The sequence below is a fragment of the Synergistaceae bacterium genome (assembly GCA_031267575.1).
Taxonomy (GTDB): domain Bacteria; phylum Synergistota; class Synergistia; order Synergistales; family Aminobacteriaceae; genus JAIRYN01.
The window spans coordinates 13,716-36,941 of the sequence record JAIRYN010000002.1; the positions used below are offsets into that span (position 1 = coordinate 13,716).

A 23,226-nucleotide genomic window follows, 5' to 3' on the forward strand; every position below is an offset into this window, starting at 1 on the left:
CAAGTCCTCCTTTTAGATTTCACTTTAAATTTTTAGATTTCACTTTAAATTTCACCGACATGTTGAATAAAGATGTTTTCGTATCACGAAGGAGAAGGTTCGCTCTGACCGTTCCCCAATGGCAGGTTTACAAAAGTAGGATGAATCTTCCTGACGACTTCGATAAGGCCAGGATCGAATTGAGTGCCCGTTCCCTCCAGGATGATACGAATGGCTTCCTCATGAGGAAGGGCGGGTTTATAAACTCTGCTGTTGGCCAAGGCATCGTAGACGTCCACTATGGACACGATGCGCGCCGACAGAGGGATAGCCTCTCCCGTCAAGCCGTCAGGATATCCCTTGCCGTCGAAACGCTCATGGTGGTGGCGGCAAATATCCCGGCAGTGCAGAAGGTACTCGTCCCCCTCGTCGTTAGTTAACAATGTGTCGATGATATCGCTTCCGATAGTGGTATGGGTTTTGATGATCTCGAACTCTTCAGGCAGAAGTCGTCCGGGTTTGAGAAGGATATTGTCGGGGACGCCAATTTTGCCGATGTCGTGAATGGGAACGGCTTTCAGAAGGGACTCGTGATGCAGCGCGTTTAACTGTCGCGCGTAGTAAGGAATTTCGAGCAACTGGTCCACCAGCTTTCGGGAAAGAAGGCTCGTCCTCCGCACGTGATGCCCCGACTCCAGATTGCGGTACTCGATGACGGTGGCTAAGGTTTCCAGCATATTCTCCTTGTTGCGGACCAACTGACGCACTTTTTGCTCGACCGCGTCCTCCAAGTAATCGCGGTAACGCTTGAGTTCCAGATGATTATCCACCCTTGCTTTGACGACCTCTGGGTTGAAAGGCTTTGAAACGTAGTCCACGGCCCCAGCACGGAGTCCGCGGGTTTCCGTGCTCTCGATGTCCGCGGCCGTGATGAAGACCACGGGAATGCCGGCCGTGCGCGTATTGGATTTTATCAGCTCCAATACTTGGAACCCGTCCATTTCGGGCATCATAATGTCCAGCAGAACAATGGCCGGAAGCTCCACAGAATTGTAGAGAATGTCAATGGCGGCGAGTCCGTTTTCGGCTTGAATGACCTCGTAGTCGTCAGAGAGAATAGCCTCCAGAATCATCCGGTTCATTTCCATGTCGTCAACAACCAACACTTTGTCTTTTTGTTTCATGCGATTCTCCCTTCTTCAAGAACGAGGATCAGGTCGGGGAGCCATTGCCGAGCCTCCTTCATTGAAGTTGCCAACTTTCCCACAAGTGCAAGCGTCTGACTGGTGATACCACCGCGAAGCGAGTCTTCCAACAACGCTGTTTTCGCGCTCAGGTCGTTCAGTGACAAACTAGCGGCAATGCCGTTCAAGGCACGGATATTGCTCAACGCCACCTCTAAGTTTTTGGCGTCGATGGCAGCCTTTATCTTCGGAAACAGCTCGTTTTTCTGATAGCTCCGAAGCAGGGTCGCGTATAGCTTACCGTTGCCTTTGAAGCGCGCGAGCCCTTCGGCCACGTTGATGAACGGCAACATGAGTTTCGTGTCGAACGTGGGTGTGTCGATCATCTTCTTTTTCTTTTCGTCCCCGCCATGCTTTTTTTCTTGTGAAGCCGCGTCCGGGGTAAAACGAGAGGGAATGTCAGCGCCGGCAAAATCCAGGAGCGAGTCTCCCTTTGGGTCTCTTTTCAAATTTTCTTTGACTGCCTTGTCCACGACTTGCAGTTCAACGGTGAAAAAGAAAACACTGCCTTTGCCCTCTTTGCTTCGGACGAAAATAGAGCCACCCATCAACTCCACGATGTTTTTGCAGATAACCAACCCTAGCCCCGTGCCGCCGAACTTACGCGCGATACCCCCGTCGGCCTGTTCAAAGGGGGAAAAAATCTTTTCCTGGTTCTCCTTGGAGATACCGATGCCGGAATCTTCAACCGATATTTCGAGGACGGCCTTATCATCGAGTCGTTGCCGTTGCCGTTGCCGTTGCCGGACGGAAAGGATAACATGACCGTTCTCCGACGTAAACTTGATGGCGTTCGACAACACGTTGAGAAGAACTTGCGACAACCGCGCTTCATCGCCCACGTATAACGTCCCCACGGAGTTGTCGATCTGAAACGAGAGTTGTTGTTGTTTCTCCTGGCTTTTTATCGCGAACTCATCGTAAATGTTCATCAGCATTTTTCTCACGTCGAAAGAGGCGTTCGTGAGCTGAAGTTTACGCGTTTCAATTCTGGAGACGTCGAGAATGTCGTCGATGATCCCCCGCAGGTGCTTGGCGGAGAGGTCGATCTTTTTCAGACAGTCCTGGGCCTTGTCCATGTCTTGAGTTTGCTGGGCGATTTTTGTCATGCCGATAATTACGTTCATAGGAGTGCGGATTTCATGGCTCATGCGAGACAGAAATTCGCTTTTGGCGTCGTTTGCTTTTTGCGCGCTTTCCAACGCGATCTGAAGGCTTTCCTCATGTCTCATCAGAGCGGCTTCGCTCCTTTGGTGAGCCGCGGTGGCTTCGGCGTAATCGGAAACATCGACAGAATGCTGGACATAGGCTTTTATGCCATCTGTCCAGTCGATAAGGCTCACGGTGTTTCTATAATGCTTCTTTACCCTGGGATCGTAACTTTCCCAGGTCCAGCGTGTCTCGGAATCATCCTGGGCTTCGCGATAAGGGCATGGCGGAGCGATTTCTGGCCCCAGAACTTCCCGCGCTTCTCTGTTGGCGTAAAGCAGTTTTCTGGTCTCGTATTGCCAGACGTAAACGTTACCATTCAGAGCGTCCAGAAGCTTTTTGAGTTTTTTCCCCTCGTTCTCGGATTCGTTTTTGGATTCATTTTCTTCGGCAATTGCCTGTTTCACGTGAAAAATTCCCGCTAATAACGCGGCAAACATTATTTCCCACCCTATGGGCATCTTGATCACCCTCGCCTCTTCTTCGGGACGCCCAATATTATTGAGACTCCACATCTTCCCCCAGGCGTTTTGTGCTCATTGTTTAAATTGTTTAATGTTCAAAATCAAGACTTTTCACAACAGCCCAATAACGCGGTCTATTATATGCTATCATCTTCCAAAAAAGGGAAGAAAAAGGAGAAAAAATTCTGTCTGACGCTATAATAAGTCTTAAGTCTGTTGTATTTTATCGGACAGTCTCTAGGGAACAGCAAGGAGGAAAAAATTATGGACGAAGCTGAAATCAAGCAGTATATGGATACCGAAAAAGCGCTGGAGAGAATACGGGGAAACAAAAAACTTTTAAAAACGCTATTGACGCATTTTATGAACACCCAAGATCAGGTCGCTCAGTTGAAGCGAGAGGTCAAAGTGAACGATAAGGATGGCGCGGCCAAGAGTGCTCACGCCATTAAAGGTGTGGCGGCCAATCTTTCTATGACGGCTCTTTACGACCAAAGCGTTTCCTTTGAGGCGTTGCTAAAAAGCGGCGGTGATACGGGTGATATGGCGGAGGGCTTCGGAACTTTCGAGACCGCTTATAAGAAAACGCTGGAGTGCGTGGAAGCTCTTCTTCGGAATTTTCCCGCTTGAGACCGCGAAGTGGTAAAATAGGCGCTTGATTACGATTTTCATTACGATTTTCATAAAGATGAATTTCGAGAGAGACAAGTTCTCGAACGAGGAGGAATAGCTTAAAATGAAGATTTTTTTGTCCTTGGTCCATATCGTTCTGAGCCTGACGCTGATGGTGGTTGTGTTGCTGCAGCACCGTAAGCAAGGCGGTTTTGGTGGGGCCTTCGGGGGCGGAACGCAAGCGGATGTTGGGCAATGGCAGCGTTTTACGGGTTTGACAAAGCTGACGGTGCTCTTGGCGGGGTTTTTTATGTTAACCTCTCTATTGTTGATTTTGATCTAGGGCAAGCTGGCCCTGGACAAATCCGAAATTCACGTGAGGCCTACAACGGATCGAAAATGTTGAATTCCTTGAGAGATGTAATGGAACTGAAGATAGATGGGGATAGATTCCTCAGCGCCACCCACGAGGAAATACGTTCGGGACTTACCACAGATGTCTACTTCATCAACACCCGCGACGTACTTGCGTCCGTGGGACGTTTGGATGTGGAGGTGACGGCCGAAATCTTCGCCAGGAAACAGGGGATTTTCGCCGGAACAGAAGAGGTTCGCGAACTCTTGAAAAACCGTTCAGTGTCCATCGAAGCGCTTCCTGAGGGAGAGCATTTCGACTCCAAGGAGACACTGCTCCGCATTCGAGGTGCTTATGGCGAGTTTGGGTTGTATGAAGCCCCTCTTTTGGGTTTTCTTTCCAGTTCTAGCGGTTGGGCCACGGCTGCCCGTCAGTGCGTGGACGCGGCGGAGGGCAAGCCGGTCCTTTCCTTTGGCGCGCGTCACGTACACCCCTCCGTGGCTCCCGTTATGGACAGCGTGGCGGTAAAAGTTGGAGGATGCGCGGGAGCCAGTTGCGTTCTGGGCGCGAAGCTCTGCGGCAAAGAGCCCTCCGGGACAGTTCCCCACGCGGCAGTGTTGATTCTGGGAGACACGCTGACGTTGGCCAAAGCCTACGACGTGGAACTCCCCGCTCATATCGGGCGCATTTTTCTGGTGGACACTTTTAAGGACGAGGCGGAGGAGACCCTGCGCCTAGCGGAGGCTTTGGGAAAGAAACTGGACGCCATTCGCCTGGATACCCCAGGAGAGCGGGGTGGCGTTACCCCGGAGTTGGTGGCGGAGGTGCGTTATCGCCTGAATATGGGATCTTTCAATCACGTCAAGATTGTCGTTTCAGGGGGATTGACTCCCGTCAGAATAGCGGAACTTTCCGCGTCGGGGGCGGATGTTTTCGGCGTGGGGAGTTTTATCGCCCATGCTCCGCCTATCGATATGACTATGGACCTGAAGGAGATCGAGGGGCATCCCGTGGCCAAGCGGGGAAGGTTGCCAGGGGTACTTGCCAATCCTCGCCTCGTTCGTATAAAATAATAAAGTTTGCTGAAAAATTGTAAGCTGAGTGGTTTGCGCTAGGACGGATCGAGCATCCGAGAGGGCCCCCTGCCACATTCTCGGTCTGCTTTTCGGAAAAGCGCGACGACGATATTTATAGATTTTTCGGCAAGACGTGACAGAGTGGTTATATTGAGGAGGAAACAAGATGGCAGGCAGTGGTTCCTACTTAGCTAAAAAAGAGACGGTGGAAAGGCAATGGTTTGTGGTCGACGCCACGGACAGGCCGGTGGGGCGTCTAGCGGCGCGGATCGCGCGGATCTTGACGGGGAAGCATCGACCCACTTTCACCCCCCACGTGGACACAGGGGATTTTGTGGTTGTCGTGAACGCCGACAAGGTTCGTTTGACGGGCAAAAAAGGCGCTCAATCTCATTATCATTATCATACGGGACATAGTGGCGGATACCGGTCGATTTCCTGGGATGTCATGCTTCAGAAAAAACCGGAGTTTTTGTTTGAACACGTGGTCAGGGGAATGTTACCCAAAACGCGTCTTAAATACGATCGAAAGTTGAAAGTCTACGCGGGCCCCCATCACCCTCACGCGGCACAGTCGCCTGTAGCGCTCGACCTTTGACGTTTTGGAATGGGAGGAGAAAGTCAATGGAGGATAATAGCTATTTTTGGGGCACCGGCAGGCGCAAGAACGCGTTAGCTCGGGTGAGGGTGCGCCCCGGTAACGGAGAGATAAAAATCAACGACAGGACGGTGGAAGATTATTTCCCGCGCCTAGTCTGGCAGTCTCAGGTATTACAGTCTTTGAAGGTTTCCAGCCTGGAGGGGAAAGTAGATGTCTTTGTCCGAGCGACAGGAGGCGGTTTGACAGGACAGGCAGGCGCGGCCAAGATGGGTATTGCTCGCGCTCTGATCAAGTTAAACCCCGATTTGCGCCCGGCCTTGAAAAAGGAGGGGCTTTTGACCCGAGACTCTCGCATGGTGGAACGTAAAAAATTCGGCCAGAAAGGTGCTCGAGGCAAGAGGCAGTACTCCAAACGTTAAGCGTTTAGCCATTAATAAACCGACCGGCTTTTGGCCGGTCGGTGTTTTTTTCGAAAACCGGCATGAATAGAGATCTGATGGCTATGTCGAAGATGATGACTATGTCGAAGAACTCCCAAGGTTTGACAGATGCGAGGATCGATTCAATAGATTTGATAGATTTGACAGAGATGAGATAAGTTATGATGTTTATGCTCTTGTTTGCCTTCGTGGTGGAGCGACAAGACAAGAGACGCGAACTTGCGCTATAATCGACCTCGTATTTCCAGCATTTTGATTTTGCAAAACCGGAATTTGGGAGGTTGCTTATGCATAAAAAGATGGCGTTCGTCAACGGGCGGGTTCATACCCCCCTGGGGGTGAAAGAGGCTCTTTTAATCAAGGGCGGAAGAGTGACGGAGCTAGGGTCCAGCGCGGATATCGCGCCGGCCGCGAATTTGGCGGGTGAGGGAGACATGACGGTCCTCGACCTGAAAGGACGATCCGTGTTTCCGGGCTTCGGCGATTCTCACATGCACTTTATGGCATGGCTGGAGTCTCAAGAGCTTCTGGACCTGAGATCTTGTAAATCCATCGACGAAATGAGGACCGCGCTCAAGTTGTACATCGAAACCCATCCTGTCGCCGAGGGGGGATGGTATCGCGGCCGGGGCTGGAACGACGCTAATTGGGCCGAAGGACGCCGACCCACTCGCTGGGATTTGGACGACCTGTCCCCACGCAACCCCGTAGTCCTGACACGGACGTGCGGGCACGTGGCCGTGGCAAATACCGTAGCCCTGAAAGTGGCGGGAGTCACGGCGGATACCCACGTGGAGGGGGGCGTGATCGGCATCGACAGCGACGGGGAACCTGACGGTATTCTCTGCGAGGCGGCGGGCCGGTACGTATACAACCATATTCCCAAACTTCAAGACGAAGACTTGCGTCTCCTTCTGAAAAAATACGGTCCCCTGGTGGCGAGCTTTGGTCTGACCCAGTTGCACTCGGACGACGTGGGCATGTTTGGTTTCGACTTTCGCCGCGCCATCGGTTTTTACATGAAAGCTGAACGGGACGGACTATTGCCGTTTCGCGTTCGCCAGCAACTCATGCTTCCCAAACGAGAGCTGCTGATGGATTTTCTTTCCGAGGGCTGGCGCACGGGCGACGGAACCCCGTTTTACCAAATCGGCCCCTTGAAGCTGATTTGCGACGGTTCCTTAGGAGGACGCACAGCCTTTTTGCTCCATGATTACGCGGACAAACCGGGAGACCGAGGGTTAGCCATGTTCGATCAAGAGCGTTTGAACGAGATGATTTTCATTGCCCATTCATCAGGGATGCAGGTCGCCGCCCACGCCATCGGAGACGGAGCTCTGGAGATGTGCCTGAACGCCTTTGAGGCCGCGCAGTCAGAGAGCCCCGGCATTTTCCGTCACAAAATTGTCCATGCGCAGATCGCCGACGACCGGCAGTTTGACCGTATGAAAAACCTTCAAGTAGGAGCAGCGATCCAACCCAGTTTCGTCCCCTCCGACCGAAGCATGGCCATTGAGCGACTGGGCGAGCAATGGGCATCGCGGAGCTATCGCTGGAAGACGATGCTGCGCAAGGGTATCGTCCTTTCCGGAGGTTCGGACGCCCCTATCGAAAGTTTGCGTCCCTTGGACGGCATCCATGCGGCTGTCACACGCCAAAGCCAGTCGGAAAACCCGGAGGAAAGTTGGACTCCCGAAGAAAAGCTCTCGGTCGCCGAGGCCATTTCCCTTTACACTTGGGGTAATGCCTGGCACGGAAGCAACGAAAAACGCCGGGGAGAAATTTCGGTGGGCCGAGACGCGGATCTGGTGGTTCTGGAGCGGGATCCCTTCGTGGAACCCGTGGCGGACCTCTGGAAGATTCCTGTGGCCATGACTCTGTGCGGCGGGAACGTCACTTATATCGGTGAAAACTGGTAATGAAGGGAGACCTATTTTATGGCGCGTAAAAGCGGTGTGCTTCTGCCTTTGACCTCTCTCCCCTCGAAATACGGGATTGGTGATTTGGGACCGGAAGCGACGCGCTTCGTCGAGTTTTTGAAGGACGCGGGTCAGGCGGTATGGCAGGTTCTGCCTCTGAACGCTATCGACGGCGGCAGCGGAAATTCTCCCTACAGTCCTCTTTCGGCTTTTGCGGGCAGCGAACTGCTGATCAGCCCAGAGATCATGGCTGGTGACGGACTTCTGGACGAGGACGACGTCAAAGACCTGCCGACGTTTGCCCACGGGCGCGTGGATTACGACTTGGCGCGCACTTTCAAGGGAAATCTTTTGCGCCGCGCGTGGCTGAACTTCAAAAACGCGGGACGCCGGATGGAGTATGAGGAGTTTTTCTCCGTCAATAAACATTGGCTGGAGCCCTACAGCTTTTTTACCGCGCTCAAAGAAATCCACAACGGGGAATGCTGGCAAAACTGGCCCGACGAACTAAAGTACCGCCGCCACGAGGCACTGCACAAAGTCTGGCTGACGTATCAAGACGAAATCGAGCGCCACCGTTTCATCCAGTTCGTCTTTCACTCCCAGATGGCGCGTTTCCGAGAGTGTCTTGGACGGTTCGGCATCCAGCTCGTGGGCGACGCGCCCATATATATGACTCTGGACAGCGCCGACGTGTGGGCCAACCCTCACCTTTTTGAACTCGACGAGGAATTGAACCCCATTTCCGTGGCGGGGGTGCCACCCGATTACTACAGCAAGACGGGACAGTTGTGGGGAAATCCTCTTTACCGCTGGGAAGCTATGGAGGCCGACGGTTTTCAATGGTGGATGAGCCGCCTGCGTCACCTTTTGACTCTTTTCGACAGAATCCGGATCGATCATTTTAGGGGCCTCATCGGCTATTGGGCGTTGCCCGCGAACGCGGAGACCGCCGAAAAAGGCTGTTGGCGCGGTGTTCCTCACGCGCGATTTTTCGAGCGTCTGTGCTGGGAGTTCCCCGACAGACCCTTCTGGGCCGAAAATCTTGGAGTCCTCACTCCTGAGATCGAGGCCGCTCGCAAAGGTATGGGGCTTTTGGGTATGCTCGTCCTGCATTTCGCCTTTGAGGCCCCCGGGCTTAACCCCTACGCGCCCCACAACCACACTCCCGACAACGTGATCTATACTGGCACCCACGACAATAACACCTCTATTGGGTGGTTCGAAAAGGGATCGCCCAAAGAGATCTCTAACCTTATCCTTTACTTGGGCAAAGAGATTAACCGCGACACCATCTGCGGGGACATGATTCGCATGGCGATGTCCTCCGTCGCCGAGATGGCTGTCGTGCAAATGCAGGATTGGCTGGAGCTGGGGGAGCAGACCCGAACAAACCTCCCGTCCACGCCCAAAGGAAATTGGGAGTGGCGGATGATGCCGGGACAGACCACGCCTGACCTGGCTTCCCGCATGAAGACCCTGGCCAACCTCTATGGTCGTTGAGCCTATTTTTTAGATTTCAATTTTTCCATATTTTCATATTTCAATATTTCAATATGGAACATCGGCTCTGGGACCTTTATAAAATTTTATGAGATAATTTATGTTCAAACGCCGACATCCCCCTATAGGGGAACCGGGAAAGGAGTTTGCGAGAATGATACAGAGACTTCAGAAGAGCGATCTCGGTAATTCTTTAAGGAGCCTGATGGAAAACGACCCCGCTTTTAGGCCGGTTGCCTATTTTTCGATGGAGGTGGGGCTCAAAGAATCCATTCCCACTTACTCTGGAGGCCTTGGAGTACTGGCCGGCGACATTCTGAAAAGCGCGGCCGACGTGGGCGTTCCCATGGCTGGCGTCACTTTGCTTTACCGAAAAGGGTACTTCGTCCAGGAGTTTAATGAGGATGGATGGCAAAAGGAAAAACCCGTCCAGTGGAACCCCGCTCACGAGCTTACTCTGCTCCCCAACCGAGTTTCCCTGACGCTTCAGGGACGCGAGATTCAAATAGGAGTATGGGTTTACGAGATCATTGGCTCCTCGGGTTACCCCTTGCCCGTCTACTTTCTGGATACCGATTTCGAGCCCAATCACCCCGACGACCGCAAGCTCTGTTGGTACCTCTACGGTGGTGACAACGACTATCGCTTGCGCCAGGAGTTTATCTTGGGGGTGGGCGGTCTGCGCATTCTTCGCGACCTGGGCTATATGAACATCGAGACTTTCCATTTAAACGAGGGTCACGCGGGCTTTTTGACCCTGGAACTGATGCGGGAGCAGGGGTACTACGACCCTGACAAGATCCGGGAGCAGGTGGTGTTTACCACTCACACTCCCGTACCCGCCGGCCACGACTATTTCGAGTTCGGACTCATTGACCACACATTCCCACCCGACGCCCTTGCCGCCATCAAACGTATGATGCCCGACATGCAGGGGGTATCCATGACTGAGCTGGGGCTTCGCTATAGCCGCTACGTCAACGGTGTGGCCAAGAAACACGCCGAGGTCAGCAATGCTATGTTCAAAATGGACACCGTGGACTGGGTCACCAACGGCGTGCACCCTATCACTTGGATCAGCTCTGGAATGTGTAAACTTTACAGCAAACATATTCCCGGCTGGGAGCAGGACCCCGGCCGCCTCGTCCAGGCTCTGACCATCCCCAAACAGGATTTGTGGGCGGCCCACCAGGCCTCCAAGCTCCGCCTTTTCGCCCGGGTGTTGGAAACCACGGGCAAACAGCTCGACCCGGAGATCCTGACCCTGGGCTTCGCTCGCCGAGCCGCGACGTACAAGCGGGCCGACCTTTTGTTCTCGAACTTGAAACGTTTCATAGAAGTGGCAAGCGACCGGAAAATTCAGTTTATTTTCGCGGGAAAAGCGCACCCCAATGACAACGAGGGTAAGGCCGTCCTCCAGAAGATCAAGAAGTCGGCCAAGGATCTTCAGGACAAGATTTCCGTCGTTTTCATCGACAACTATAACATGGAAATCGCCTCCTTGCTGACCCAGGGCGTGGACCTGTGGCTGAACACCCCCGTGCGGCCACGGGAGGCTAGCGGTACCAGTGGCATGAAATGTACGATGAATGGCATTATGAACTTCTCCGTTCTGGACGGTTGGTGGATTGAGGGTTGGATCGAGGACGTGACGGGCTGGTCCATCGGTCCCGAGCCCAGCGTGTCCGACTACGAGCACTACGACGACTCTCTGGATGCTATCGATCTTTACGACAAGCTCGAAAAGAAGATTATTCCCACCTACTACAGTGACCACGAAAAATGGGTGAGCATGATGCAGCATACCATCGCTCTCAACGCCTCGTTTTTCAACACTCATCGCGTGATCCGGGAATACGCGTCGAAGGCCTATTCCATCGATTTTAGAGGCATGTAAGCGAGGAAAAAATCATGAGAGCGACCCCTAAACGTAAGCCGAAACACTCAAATGCCGGTTCGAAATCACAACACGCGAGACTTCCAGCTCCGAAGTCTCAGAAATCGGGCACGCAAAAAATGAAAGTCCTTTTCGTCGGAACCGAGCTATCTCCCTTTTCCAAGGTGGGAGGACTGGCTGATGTGATGGGTTCGTTGCCGAAAGCCTTACGAAAGTGTGGGGTGGACGTTCGAGTAGTTACTCCAGCTTGGTCGGGCGTCATGGACAGAGTTCGGGAGGCGGGCTACAAAGTCGCCACCTTTTCCCCCCGGATCAACGCGTCCTACGCTTGGCAAGGAGCGGACGCCGCGGTACATCGGGTGGATGTGGACGAGGTACCGGTCTACTTTTTAGAATCGGACTACTACGGTAGCGAGATGTATCCCTGGAACCTCAATGCCTGGACAGTGCGTCCCTTTGCCGTTTTTTGCGCTCACGCCCTCAATCTGAAAGAGGCTGTAGAATGGACGCCCGATATTTTTCACTGCCACGACTGGACGAGCGCCTATTTGCCCTGTGCCCTGGCGTGGCATCGGCACTATCGGAACGCGGACACAAAAAGCGTTATGACTCTGCATAACGTAGCCCATCAGGGAACCTTTTTTCCAGGATCTTTTTTTGAGGAGTCCGGCATGGACCCCTCCAGTTTCAACATGTGGGGGCTGGAGTTTTACGGACAGGTCAACCTCCTGAAAGGCGCCATCGTCAGTGCCACGGCCATAACCACCGTGTCGCCTCGCTACGCTTGGGAAATACAGACCTACGAATCCACTCAGGCATTGGCGCCTGTGATCTACGCTCAACGGCACAAATTGCACGGTATCTTGAACGGGATCGACGTGGACTATTGGAACCCTTCCACGGACCCCTACCTGCCTCAGTGTTATACAGCCAAATCTCTGGAGGGCAAAAAAGAGTGCCGACGAGAACTTTTGAAAAACACCTCCTTCGATCCCGCTTACAATGGTCCCATCGTGGTCTGCGTTTCCCGTTTGGTGGAGCAAAAGGGATTCGATATCGTTCTGCCCGCTTTGAAACAGCTCGACAGCCTGGGGGCGAAGTTCGTTTTTTTGGGTAGCGGGCACCGCTGGATCGAGGACACACTGAGAGACGCCGCCGCCGCGAACAAGGATTCCTTCTGCTTTTTTCCTGGATACAACGAAGCGCTTGCTCACCTCCTCTACGCCGGCGGAGACATTTACCTGATGCCATCGCTTTTCGAGCCCTGTGGTTTGTCGCAGATGATCGCCATGCGTTACGGAACCGTCCCCGTGGTCCGTGAGGTGGGGGGACTGCGCGATACCGTGATCGATTCTGATTCCGAGGGAGGCGGCAATGGCTTTACCTTTTTGACTTACGACACCGCGGGAATGTTGTGGTCGTTACGCCGAGCGATAGAACGCTTTGCCAACGCTAACGCCTGGGATAAAATACGCATAAGGGGAATGAAAGAAGATTTTTCCTGGGACAAGTCGGCGCGGCTTTATCAAGGCCTCTATCGAGACATTCTTCCAGTGGACAAGAGGTAGCGTAAATATTCAAGTTCAGAGGGGCGGAGCGGAAGAAGTTTGAACGATTACGACGTAGCCGCCGCGGAAGAGAAATTAGACGAGGGAGAGGGTATCATGTACGGAGAAAAATACGGGAGAGTTCTCGGGATTGTGCTTGCAGGGGGCAAAGGAGAACGCTTAATGCCGTTGACTCGTTACAGGGCAAAACCGGCCGTTTATTTCGGAGCGAAATATCGTATTATCGATTTTGCTCTTTCCAATCTCGTCAACAGCGGAATTTTTGCCGTTTACGTTCTCGTCCAGTTCAAGAGCCAGTCCCTTAACGAGCACATCGAACAGGGGTGGCAGTTCGGCGGCGCTCTGCGCGGACGCGATTTTTTCGTGACGCTTGTTCCCGCGCAGATGTGGAGGGGTGAACATTGGTTCCAGGGAACGGCGGACGCCGTCTTCCAGAGTCTGCACCTGATCTCTCTTTTCAAGGCGGACGTGGTTTGTATTTTCGCCGCGGACCACATCTACAAGATGGACGTCGAACAGATGTTGGACCATCACGTCAAGTATAAAGCCGACGTCACCGTCGCCGCTAATGTGGTTCCGGTTGCTGAGGCTTATCAATTCGGTTGCATCAAGACTGACGCGTCGGGGCGCATTGTGGAGTTTCTCGAAAAACCCTCCGTTCCTCCAGAGATTCCCGACAATCCGGGGTTTTGCTATATCTCGATGGGAAACTATATTTTCGAGCGCCACATTCTGGAAGAAGCGCTGATCTATGATTCCCAGCAACCGACCAGTCACGACTTCGGACGTGACATTATTCCAGGACTGGTGCAGCAGAACGCCAGGGTATACGCCTATGATTTCTCGACCAACATTTTGCCTCACTCCACCCGCGAGATTGAAAAAGTGCACCAATGGCGTGAGGATAAACCCTATTGGCGCGACGTGGGGACGATCAAAGCCTATTGGCAGGCTCATATGGAACTTTTGAGCTACGACTCCGAGATGACGCTCTACAATCCCATGTGGCCCATTCGCACCGTTTCCTTCGCCGACCCGCCTTCCTATTCTTACCCCGCCGACGGGCACGACTGCAACGTCAACCGCGCCCTTTTGGCCGAAGGAAGCCGTATCCTTGGAGCGACAGTACAGCGATCTGTTCTGTCGCGCAACTGCGTGGTTCAGCCAGGCACGGTCATTGATGAGAGCGTCATCGGCCAAGGCGTGGTGGTGGGACGGAACTGCCGCATCCGACATGCGATCATCGACGCGCACAACTACATTCCCGACAATACCGTGATCGGCGAGGATCCTGAAGCCGACGCGCGAGAGTATTCCGTCGACCCTGCCTCCGGGATCGTGACCATAGGGATGCCGCGCATCCAATATCAGAAAGACGTGGACGAAAAAGCCCTGGACGCCTTCTCCTGGTCCACGTTCAGTTGACGGTTCACTCAAGGAGGGAAATCTGATGGAAAAAAGAGAACTCGTGATCATTGGCGCCGGCCCGGCCGGGATGACGGCGGCAATCTATGGACGCCGCGCGGGGCTTGATGTGTTGCTTCTGGAGAGAGGGGCCACGGGTGGGCAGATCAATACCACCGATGAGATCGAAAACTGGCCGGGTACACAGCGCGCCACAGGGCCGGAGCTGGGAAATATGTTCCGTGATCACGCCCTCAAATTTAAGACCGAAATCCGCCCCGCCGAGGTAAAAAAAGTGGAGCTCCGCGGAGACAGCAAGGTTCTCGTCACAAATAAGGGAGAGATCGAGACCGAGGCGATCATTGTCGCCACAGGCGCTTACTTCCGCCGCTTGGGTTGCCCTGGGGAAGCCGAGCACATCGGACAGGGCGTCAGTTACTGTGCCGTGTGTGACGGGGCTTTCTTCGAGGACGAGGTCATCGCCGTCGTGGGAGGCGGGAATACTGCGGTGGAAGAAGGAACCTATCTGACGAAGTTCGCCTCCAAGGTATACATCATCCATCGTCGCGACGAGTTTCGGGCCGACCGCGCCGCCGTCGAGCGCGCGCTCTCCAACCCCAAAATTGTTCCCGTTTGGAATAGCGTGGTGGATAAAATCGAAGGCGACGGAGTAGTCGAGAATCTGGTTTTAAAGAACATCAAGACCAACGAGGTTTCTAATTTATCGGTAACGGGCATTTTCATGTTTGTGGGGCAGGCACCCTACGACGAGTGCGTCCGAGGTTTGGTGAAAGCCACGAAAGAGGGATGGATTCTGGTCAACGAGCAGATGGAGACTTCTGTGGAAGGGATTTTCGCCGCGGGCGATGTATGCCGCAAACATCTGCGTCAAGTAGTGACGGCTGCTTCCGATGGCGCTATCGCCGCGATGGGGGCATCCGCCTACATCAACGAGCAGCTCCATCTTCGATCCACCTTGTTGACACCGGAATCCGTAACGGCGTTTTTTTACTCCAGCATCGACCCGGAACAGGTTCGACTTTCCAACGAGGCGGAAAAACTCGCTAAGGCCCAGGACAAAAAGATCCCGATCATCGACGGTTACAAAAATAGCCGTATAACCGAAAAACTGGGCATCGCCCTGCCGGCTGTCGTCGAACTCCGTTCCGGTACGATCACGAAATCGACTCCGATCTCCTCGGAAGCAGATATCGTCAAGGCGTTGGCCTGACCGAGTGTAAAGGCGATTGAGTCGCATGATTCTGACCGTGACATTTAATCCGGCTGTCGACCTGGATTTTATCATCAACGATTTCCACCCCGGCGGGCGATATCACGCGAACGTTTCTCGGCGTAGCCCAGGCGGCGGAGGGATCAATATCTCTATTATTCTGAGTCGTCTGGGCCTATCCTCAATTGCGACGGGCTTCTTGGCGGGGTTCAACGCCTCCTATATCTTGGACTCCCTTCGCAGGGAAAAGGTTTTCGCGCATTTCATCCACACGAGGGGCGAGACGCGGATCAACGTGTGCATCACCGATACCGAAAAAAACCTCGAAACGCGTCTGCACGAATTGGGGCTGGACATACTCGAACACGATAGAACCGCGTTTGTAGTGAATTTTGAGCGCACCTTGGGGCGAGTCGAAAGAGTTGTTATGGGAGGCTCTTTGCCTCCTGGATTCGATGGCTCTATTTACACGCGCTTAATGCGGATTGCCCAAAACAGCTCGATTCCCACCATTCTCTCCCCCCGGAAGGAGGACTTGGAGGTCGTCCTGGAAGAAACACCGACTATTCTCAAGCTGAACTATCAGAAGAGCGCCGAGATTTTCATGGCACGCGCCGAGAGCCTGCACCGCAAGGGAACGGAATGGGTCTGCGCCTCTCTCGAAGAGGGGCGGGTGATTTTTTCCTCTCAGAGAGGGGCTTGGATCGCGGAGGGTGAAAGCGCGGAAATGCTTTATACTTACGCTACTGAGGACGCTCTTTTGGCCGGGATGATCGCCGCCATACAGCAGCGCGCCTCCACGGAGGATATCATGCGGTTGGCCATGGCCTGTAACTGGGAGTGTGCCACACACCCCGAAAAATTTCCCCGCGACAGGGCACGTGTGGAGGAGTTGACGCATCGAGTCCTCCTTACTAAAATCGACTGAGTCGAGTTCTGGAATCCGACCTGCCCGGCGCTTCGAGATTGGGACCGTGAACTCTCCGGTTCGGATTTTGTGGGTTTCGCATATTTTACATAGAGTTTTACATGTCTCGCGAAACGAAAGTTTTTCCTCGAAATATCCGAAAAAGAGAGTGAAAGGGGATTGATTTAGGGTGGAAAATAAATCTCAGGACGTGCAGTTTACATATCAGGCCACGCAAATTTCGACGGCAACAAAGGAGCAACTTCTTCTCATCACCTATGATATCGGCATCCGTTCTTGCCGTATAGCGGAAGCCGCGTTGGGAGCAGATAGTAAAAACCAAGATTTTGACCTAGCGCATCGGGAAATACTGCGGGCTCAGGAGGTCATTCGGGAACTCATGGTGACCCTGAACACCGACAAGGGCGGGGAGATGGCCCGCAGTTTGATGCGAATTTATGATTTCATGTACCAGCTTCTCGTGGAAGCCAACGTTAAAAAGAAGCCCAGCAACGTCCATACTGTTCTGACGATGTTGGAAGATCTCAAGGAGACTTGGGGAGAAGCTCTGATGAAGCTGTTGAAGGAGTATCAGGCAGCCCACCCCGAGGATGAAGATCTTAAGGCTGTCAAGAACCTGAGCCTCGATGAACTGAAAATCGCTCCGAACGCGAAAATCTCAGCGGCTCCGCGCCCGGTTTCGGTTCCCGGCAAGGCTCAACCCGGAGGTTTGAACATTGCTGGATAGCGTTCTGGACACGGTCAAGAACTTACTGAAACTTGAATTGGGGATATACGGCACTTTAAGAAAAATGGTCTCTCGGGAACTGGAGGCCATTATCCTCGATAAGGACATGGAAGAACTCCTCTCGATCTTGCAGGAAAAACAAGAGCTGATCTCCCGGCTTCAGTTGCTGGCGGATACGTGGTTGGACGCTTTCCCCAGCTTAGGGCTTGCGGAGGTTCGAGGGACATCTGGGTTCTGGGAAAAATTAGGCGCGCTTTTCTCTGGAGAGGAAAGCGCCGAATTTGACCAGATTCTATCGGAAACCCGCGCCGCCGCCGAGAATCTAATGGTGGCCGAGGCAAAGGTGCAGGAAGAACTTGAAAAACACGTACAACAACTGCGGGACAAGATGTTGCAAATGACCCAGGGGCGCTCGGCTTTCGTGAACTACGCCAAAATGGGGGGAAGTTACATTGACTCCGGCCAGTAGAAAAAGTAAAAAAAAACTTTCATGTACCCTTTTTCCTCTATTTTTGTTTGTGTTTTTGACGTTTTACCTTTTTTCCTATTCCGCTCAAGCCCAAAATCAAGGTAAAAATTCGGGAAAAAACGATGTTTCTTTCGATAACTCGCCATCAAAAGACGAGGGCATTGCTGATTCCCAGTTGCGAAAAGAACGAGAAGCGGGGCGAAAGACTGTCAAAGAGATAGAGGAGCGATGGGAGCTAATAGCGGATCCTGTTCCACTCGTTCGCCTTTCCATGATCGTAGACGCCCTGAAGCCACACATGGAACGCGAAATTCCTTACGAAGTCCGTATCATCAGATCAGATGTTTCCAACGCCTTTTGTCTTCCTGGCGGGTTCATTTTCTTCACTTCGAAAATGCTGCAACTCCTTCACTCCGACGCTGAAATCGCCGCGGTTATGGCCCACGAAATGGTCCACGTGGACCAGAGCCACGGCTTCAAAATGGCGGCCAAGTCCGAAAAAATTACTTTGGCGGCTCTGGTCGTGATGCTGGCCAGTGGGGGTGCGTTGGCGCCCGTTGCATTGTCTCAGGTGATGCAAGTAGCTATCACCAGTTCGTACTCTATCGAGTTCGAAAAGGAGGCCGACAGCATGGGGTTGGACGCGCTAATCGCCGCGGGCTATCCAGCCTCAGCTATGGTTACTGTCATGGAGGGGTTTATGCACGAGGAAATGAAACGCCCCATCCAGGAGTATGGCATCTACATGGACCACCCCGACTCCATTGATCGGGTTCGGAGCCTGGGGGAGAAGCTGGTGAGCTTGAAGATCGCCGTGGAAAGAAAGCACCCTCTTCAAATGCTCCAAACCTTCGTGAAAGAGAACGGGGCAAAAATCAGCCTTTTCGTGGATGATCTGGAGGTGTGGGAGGGCACCAACGACAACCAGACAAGGGACCTTTTGAGGCAGGTGAGAGAACTGCTGGACCGGGGCTTTCAGATGGAGCTGGTGCCTTATGACCTACGGTTGGAAAATAGCGGAGCGAAAGGAGAAAGCGTCTTACGCCTGAAAAACGTTGTTTTGGCCCATACCCCCTTGCCGGCGGGAATGCCCGGCCTTTCCACCCTGAGGGAAAATCTTCTAGTGGCTTTGGACCGGGCCAGAAAAAAACACCCCATAGCCAATTATTTCAAATATTAACTAGCGAGCGCTTCCAATATTAACTAGCAAGCGCTTCCGATATTGTTTTAGTATTTTTAGTCACCTTTTTCCAATGGGCATGATACAGACGGGAATATCCCTCTCTGCCAATTGGAGAGATGTCCGGGCCACGTCGGGCGAAAGGGAGGCGAGGTAGCGCACGCCGATGCCCAGCGCGTCGGCCGCCAGGTAGACGTTTTGCGTCATTGCCCCAATGGCAACATAGGCCCATTCCTCAGCGCGGCCATTGTTGAAGTTCGCCAAAGCCTTGCTATCCGTCACGAAAACCAGAACGTGCGACGCTTTCCCCACAAAAGCCTGTGAACCGATGGCGGCTTTGACATTTTCCTTGGAAATTTCCCTTAGGGCGTGTTCTTTCCAATCATAGAGAAACGTCCCATCGTCGCCCACCACATATACTTTGCAGTAGGGTTCACGCCCCATAGCCAGCGGAATCGTCCACCCTTTTCCTGGGCGATTGAGACCGGACGCTGCCCACAAGATCGTTGAAAGCTCCTCTTGTGAGATCTGTCCCGTGGGGTAACTACCTGACAGCGCCGAGGCGCGGCTCTTCAAAAGCGAAAAAACGCCCCCTCCGCCTTCCGTCAAAGGATCTGGAAGTTTCACATCCGCCCAGGCCGGCACGCACACCGTGGCTCCAGTCAGCAATACCGTCGTCAGCAACGCCATTGTCACCACCTTAAAAACACGAAAAAACCTCCGTTTGTTTTTGAACGCACAAACCATAACAAAACTCCCCCTTAAAAAAATATCAGAATTCACAATAATGATTATAGCGCGTCTGACTCCAAGAAAAGAACGGAATCTGTCACGTAGACCGAACTCATTTCTCAATATTTTGGTGATAGGTTAAAGATTACGCTAGAATATCAGTGTATACTTGACAACATAAATGAGTTTGCTCATACAATCACAAAGTAGGAGGAATCGTTCATGCCAAACGCGTCATCTAATCACCCTCTGTGGAATCAGTTGTCCGAGTTGAAGTCCAAATACAAGTGGATCGACCTCACTCATGAATTCAGCCCCGAAACCCCGCACTGGTATGGATTCCAGCCTCTCGGCGTCAAAAAGCTGTTCGACTTCGATGTCGCTCCTATGAAGGTCTACGAGTACACTGTTGCTGGACAGTACGGGACCCACGCTGATGTTCCCGGACATTTCGACGCCAAGGGCCGGCTCATGGATGAGATCCCTGTGGACGAATTAGTGTATCCACTCTGCGTAGTGGATAAATCCAAAGAGGTGACCCAAAACGATGACTATGTCCTCACGAGGACGGACATCGAGGCATGGGAAAAAGAATACGGTGTCATTCCCGAAGGCGCGTTTGTGGCCTTCCGCAGCGACTGGTCGCGCCGCGAACCGTCCAAATTTGACAATAACGATGCGGAAGGGCACGCGCATTACCCCGGCTGGGACATCGAATGCGTCAAGTGGCTCGCCGATGTTCGCAAAGTCGGAGCTATAGGGCACGAAACGCCCGACACCGACCCGCCCGCCTGCGAAGCCCAGACTGGTTTCCGCGCCGAAGACTACATCCTCAAAGCCGACAAGTTGAACGTCGAGCTTCTGAAAAACCTGGATCAGTTACCCCCGGTGGGCGCGATTGCCTTCGTTGTCTTTCCGAAACTCAAAGGCGGAACAGGTTTCCCAACCAGAGTGTTCGCCATTTGCCCTAAAGTCTAGATTAAGGAGAGATTCTTATGCCGCAATCCACCCAAAAAAACGGTCTCGTTTTCGATGAACGATTGTCGTATTTGCAAAAGCCGGACCGCTCCAATATGACAGACTCGCAGTACGAACTCTTCAATCGGAACGTCGAGACGATGAAGCGCGATTGGGGATTTATCAATAACCTTTTCAAGGTATTGCCTCTCAATGCTGCGCAGTACGAGGGATTCCTCGCGTTCAAGGCGTCGCTCTTCACACCTGAAGTCTGCTATCTATCCAACGCCGACAAGGAGATGATCGGCCTCGTGGTATCCTCCACAAACGGCTGCACCTACTGCCTGACTACGCACGGCGACGTTTTGCGGGGGCTCACTGGAGACCCCGAATGGGTGGATCAGCTCACATACAATTACCGAACGGCTAAACTGACGGAAAAGCAACGCGCCCTATGTGACTACGCCTACTTCGTGACGACCTATCCGAGGGAGATCGACACGGATCAAGCCGATCATCTGCGCGAAGCCGGTTTTAACGATCACGAGATATTGGAAGCGGCTTACGTGGCCGGTTTTTTCAATTATACTAACCGCTGGGTCAGCACGATAGCGCCGAAGCCAAACAGTGGACACTTCCACCACAACAGAAGTTAAAATAGATATCGACGCCGCCGCTTTGGCAGTGAAATTTTTAAGGGGGAACGACCATGATCGGGGAAATCAAAAAATTGGCGAAAGAGTACGAGCAGGAGATCATTGATCAGAGGCGCCATTTTCACAAAAATCCAGAGACATCCTGGAATGAGGTGGAAACCACTCGGCACATCGTGGAAGAACTCAAAAAACTGGGGTGCGAGAACATTCAGGTGGGGTTTGGGGGAACGGAGTGCGGCGTGGCGGCCGACATCACGGGAAGCGGTGACGACGGCAACTCAAAGCGCGTTGCGCTGCGAGCGGATATTGACGCCCTTCCTCTGAACGACGAAAAGGACGTGCCCTACAAGTCTCAAAAGGCTGGGGCCATGCACGCCTGCGGCCATGACGCCCACGCCGCGATGCTTTTGGGGGCCGCAAAAATCTTGACTAAGATCAAGGGCAACCTGAAGGGAAAGGTTCGACTCCTTTTTCAACCCGCCGAGGAACATGGGATTAAGTCCGGCGCCAAGGCGATGATCGACGGCGGAGCCCTCGAAGGAGTGAGCGCCGTCTTCGGCATTCACGTCATGTCCCCTATCCCCTCTGGGGAGCTTCAGTATCGGGCGGGACCCTTCATGGCGGCGGCGGATGGCTGGGAGTTGGTTATAACGGGAAAAGGCGGGCACGGTTCCACCCCGGAGAGCGCTCTGGACCCTACCATCGCGGCCTTCCAAATCGGCAGCACATTGCAAACTATAGTTTCTCGCGAGATTTCTCCCAAAGACACTGTAGTGGTAAGTGTCGGAGGGATAAGAACCTCTTCCTACGTCTTCAACGTCATTCCCGAACGCGTGGAAATGACCGGTTCCGTCAGAACCTTCCGCACCGAAGCGCAGGACCACGTGAGAGAGGCCCTGGGCCGCATCGTCTCCGGGATATGCGAGAGCACCCGTTGCAAGGCTGAGTTCAAGTACATCCCCATTATTCCGGTAACCGTCAACGAGCCCCAAACCACAGAGCTGGCCAAGTCGGTGGCGGAGGCGGTTCTTGGGGCCGATAGCGTCAAGGAATCGGAACTCGTCATGGGGTCTGAGGACTTCAGCTATTACTCTAAAGTCGCCCCGTCGGTGTTCGTCAACTTGGGCGTGGGCAATGCCGAGAAAAAATCCGATATACCCCACCACTCACCCAGGTTCGACGTGGACGAATCCGCGCTCTACTTGGGTGCGGCCCTGCACGCATCTTTCGCCTGGAGCTGTCTCGAACAAAAATAGGCGCACGATTTAGGCTAAGGGAAAAGACGTGCCAGGCATGAACGTGGCATCGTCGCGCATAATCCGCGGCGTTCTTGCCCGAAATCGCCCAAAGAGTCCTTTAATGAGTCCTTCAATGAGTCCTTCAATGAATCCTTCAATGAGTTCTTCAATGAGTTCTTCAATGAGTTCTTCAAAGAGTCCTTCAATGAGTCCTTCAAAGAGTCCTTCAATGAGTCCTTCAATGGTGGTGTTCGCGGAGATCCTGTCCTCGATGGATCGTTTCGTCGAGGACGTCTTGCATTACGAGCGAAAGACCCGATCCATAGCGTCACATGGAATTTGACTAAAAATATCCCTGTAAACGACGCTGAGGATATGTCAAACGGGTTGGCTCTTTTGACATACTCCCACGACTAAAGTCGTGGGATTGTAAGATCGACAAAGACAGCCGACTGAAACCGGTCTTACGTCTTCTCCTTATAAGAGTGGATGCCCCCATTTTGAGAATATTGTAGACCGACCCGGCAAGGCTAATCTTATGGTGAAGATGTTTATCCTGTTTGGCCTGTTAGAGTTTGGAAACGTAGGTTCTCATTTATTTTTCTGCTCTTCGATATACTTCATGATAGCTTTCTCTGAAATATGTCCCACAGATTCACAATAGTACGAACGTGTCCACAAGGAAGGCATTTTCAGAAGATGAGGAAATTCCAAGCGCAATACTCTTGCCGTATAGCTCTTGAGCTGTCGGACAATATAGTGAGGAGCGTTTATAGGCCGCGTTTTGACAAAGGCGTGAATGTGATCCGGCATGATCTCAAGCTTCGCAATCTGAAC

At 52.9% G+C, this 23,226-nt stretch carries 22 protein-coding genes; 18 read left to right on the forward strand and 4 right to left on the reverse strand.

Annotation, left to right across the window (positions count from 1 at the left end; translation table 11 throughout):
• Positions 1-83: 83 nt before the first annotated feature.
• Together LBJ36_00285 and LBJ36_00290 are read right to left on the reverse strand one after the other, a co-directional pair.
• Positions 84-1,163, reverse strand: a complete 1,080-nt coding sequence (locus LBJ36_00285) for a response regulator (GenBank protein MDR1377479.1) — start codon at positions 1,161-1,163, stop codon at positions 84-86.
• Entirely contained in the window at positions 1,160-2,947 is a 1,788-nt protein-coding gene (locus LBJ36_00290; protein ID MDR1377480.1) for a hypothetical protein, read from the reverse strand. Before LBJ36_00290 ends, LBJ36_00285 begins: the two co-directional genes overlap by 4 nt.
• A gap of 213 nt (positions 2,948-3,160) precedes the next feature.
• Here LBJ36_00290 and LBJ36_00295 point away from each other — a divergent pair, with 213 nt between their 5' ends.
• The 15 genes from LBJ36_00295 (at position 3,161) to LBJ36_00365 (ending at position 18,806) form a co-directional block, all read left to right on the forward strand.
• Positions 3,161-3,526, forward strand: coding sequence for an Hpt domain-containing protein (locus LBJ36_00295; protein MDR1377481.1), 366 nt, complete (start codon positions 3,161-3,163; stop codon positions 3,524-3,526).
• A 106-nt stretch (positions 3,527-3,632) separates the two neighbouring features.
• Positions 3,633-3,851 carry a preprotein translocase subunit SecG gene (gene secG / locus LBJ36_00300; GenBank protein ID MDR1377482.1) on the forward strand — a complete coding sequence of 73 codons (219 nt, stop codon included), beginning with the start codon at positions 3,633-3,635 and terminating at the stop codon, positions 3,849-3,851.
• A gap of 80 nt (positions 3,852-3,931) precedes the next feature.
• The gene (locus tag LBJ36_00305) at positions 3,932-4,936 is read left to right on the forward strand and encodes a nicotinate phosphoribosyltransferase (protein MDR1377483.1); all 1,005 of its coding nucleotides are present in this window, start codon (positions 3,932-3,934) and stop codon (positions 4,934-4,936) included.
• A gap of 169 nt (positions 4,937-5,105) precedes the next feature.
• A complete protein-coding gene (gene rplM, locus LBJ36_00310) occupies positions 5,106-5,537 on the forward strand; it encodes a 50S ribosomal protein L13 (protein ID MDR1377484.1) in 432 nt (143 codons plus the stop codon).
• A 26-nt stretch (positions 5,538-5,563) separates the two neighbouring features.
• Positions 5,564-5,959 (forward strand): 30S ribosomal protein S9, encoded by a 396-nt coding sequence (gene rpsI, locus LBJ36_00315; protein MDR1377485.1) that lies wholly within the window; start codon positions 5,564-5,566, stop codon positions 5,957-5,959.
• A gap of 308 nt (positions 5,960-6,267) precedes the next feature.
• The gene (locus LBJ36_00320) at positions 6,268-7,899 is read left to right on the forward strand and encodes an amidohydrolase (GenBank protein ID MDR1377486.1); all 1,632 of its coding nucleotides are present in this window, start codon (positions 6,268-6,270) and stop codon (positions 7,897-7,899) included.
• An 18-nt stretch (positions 7,900-7,917) separates the two neighbouring features.
• A complete protein-coding gene (gene malQ, locus LBJ36_00325) occupies positions 7,918-9,402 on the forward strand; it encodes a 4-alpha-glucanotransferase (protein ID MDR1377487.1) in 1,485 nt (494 codons plus the stop codon).
• 154 nt (positions 9,403-9,556) lie between these two features.
• Positions 9,557-11,299, forward strand: coding sequence for an alpha-glucan family phosphorylase (glgP, locus tag LBJ36_00330; protein MDR1377488.1), 1,743 nt, complete (start codon positions 9,557-9,559; stop codon positions 11,297-11,299).
• Between the two features lie 119 nt (positions 11,300-11,418).
• Positions 11,419-12,867: a glycogen synthase gene (locus tag LBJ36_00335; GenBank protein MDR1377489.1), complete on the forward strand. Its 1,449-nt coding sequence runs from the start codon at positions 11,419-11,421 to the stop codon at positions 12,865-12,867.
• A gap of 96 nt (positions 12,868-12,963) precedes the next feature.
• The gene (glgC, locus tag LBJ36_00340; GenBank protein ID MDR1377490.1) at positions 12,964-14,292 is read left to right on the forward strand and encodes a glucose-1-phosphate adenylyltransferase; all 1,329 of its coding nucleotides are present in this window, start codon (positions 12,964-12,966) and stop codon (positions 14,290-14,292) included.
• A 25-nt stretch (positions 14,293-14,317) separates the two neighbouring features.
• Positions 14,318-15,502, forward strand: coding sequence for a thioredoxin-disulfide reductase (gene trxB, locus LBJ36_00345; GenBank protein ID MDR1377491.1), 1,185 nt, complete (start codon positions 14,318-14,320; stop codon positions 15,500-15,502).
• 25 nt (positions 15,503-15,527) lie between these two features.
• Complete coding sequence (locus LBJ36_00350) at positions 15,528-16,430, forward strand: PfkB family carbohydrate kinase (GenBank protein ID MDR1377492.1); 903 nt, start codon at positions 15,528-15,530, stop codon at positions 16,428-16,430.
• A gap of 169 nt (positions 16,431-16,599) precedes the next feature.
• Entirely contained in the window at positions 16,600-17,157 is a 558-nt protein-coding gene (gene fliS / locus LBJ36_00355; GenBank protein ID MDR1377493.1) for a flagellar export chaperone FliS, read from the forward strand.
• Positions 17,147-17,626, forward strand: a complete 480-nt coding sequence (locus tag LBJ36_00360; GenBank protein ID MDR1377494.1) for a flagellar protein FlgN — start codon at positions 17,147-17,149, stop codon at positions 17,624-17,626. Before fliS ends, LBJ36_00360 begins: the two co-directional genes overlap by 11 nt.
• A 49-nt stretch (positions 17,627-17,675) precedes the next feature.
• A complete protein-coding gene (locus LBJ36_00365) occupies positions 17,676-18,806 on the forward strand; it encodes a M48 family metalloprotease (GenBank protein ID MDR1377495.1) in 1,131 nt (376 codons plus the stop codon).
• Positions 18,807-18,866: 60 nt separating this feature from the next.
• On the opposite strand, the gene LBJ36_00370 is transcribed toward LBJ36_00365, so the two are convergent.
• On the reverse strand, positions 18,867-19,553 hold the full coding sequence (locus LBJ36_00370; GenBank protein MDR1377496.1) for a nitroreductase family protein: 687 nt from the start codon (positions 19,551-19,553) through the stop codon (positions 18,867-18,869).
• 207 nt (positions 19,554-19,760) lie between these two features.
• Here LBJ36_00370 and LBJ36_00375 point away from each other — a divergent pair, with 207 nt between their 5' ends.
• Genes LBJ36_00375 through LBJ36_00385 form a run of 3 tightly spaced genes read left to right on the forward strand, consistent with a single transcriptional unit; the run spans position 19,761 to position 22,407 of the window.
• Positions 19,761-20,516 carry a cyclase family protein gene (locus LBJ36_00375; protein ID MDR1377497.1) on the forward strand — a complete coding sequence of 252 codons (756 nt, stop codon included), beginning with the start codon at positions 19,761-19,763 and terminating at the stop codon, positions 20,514-20,516.
• Between the two features lie 17 nt (positions 20,517-20,533).
• Positions 20,534-21,151 carry a peroxidase-related enzyme gene (locus LBJ36_00380; protein ID MDR1377498.1) on the forward strand — a complete coding sequence of 206 codons (618 nt, stop codon included), beginning with the start codon at positions 20,534-20,536 and terminating at the stop codon, positions 21,149-21,151.
• 53 nt (positions 21,152-21,204) lie between these two features.
• On the forward strand, positions 21,205-22,407 hold the full coding sequence (locus LBJ36_00385) for an amidohydrolase (protein MDR1377499.1): 1,203 nt from the start codon (positions 21,205-21,207) through the stop codon (positions 22,405-22,407).
• A gap of 573 nt (positions 22,408-22,980) precedes the next feature.
• On the opposite strand, the gene tnpA is transcribed toward LBJ36_00385, so the two are convergent.
• Positions 22,981-23,226 (reverse strand): IS200/IS605 family transposase (tnpA, locus tag LBJ36_00390; protein ID MDR1377500.1); only part of this gene is annotated, 246 nt, incomplete at its 5' end.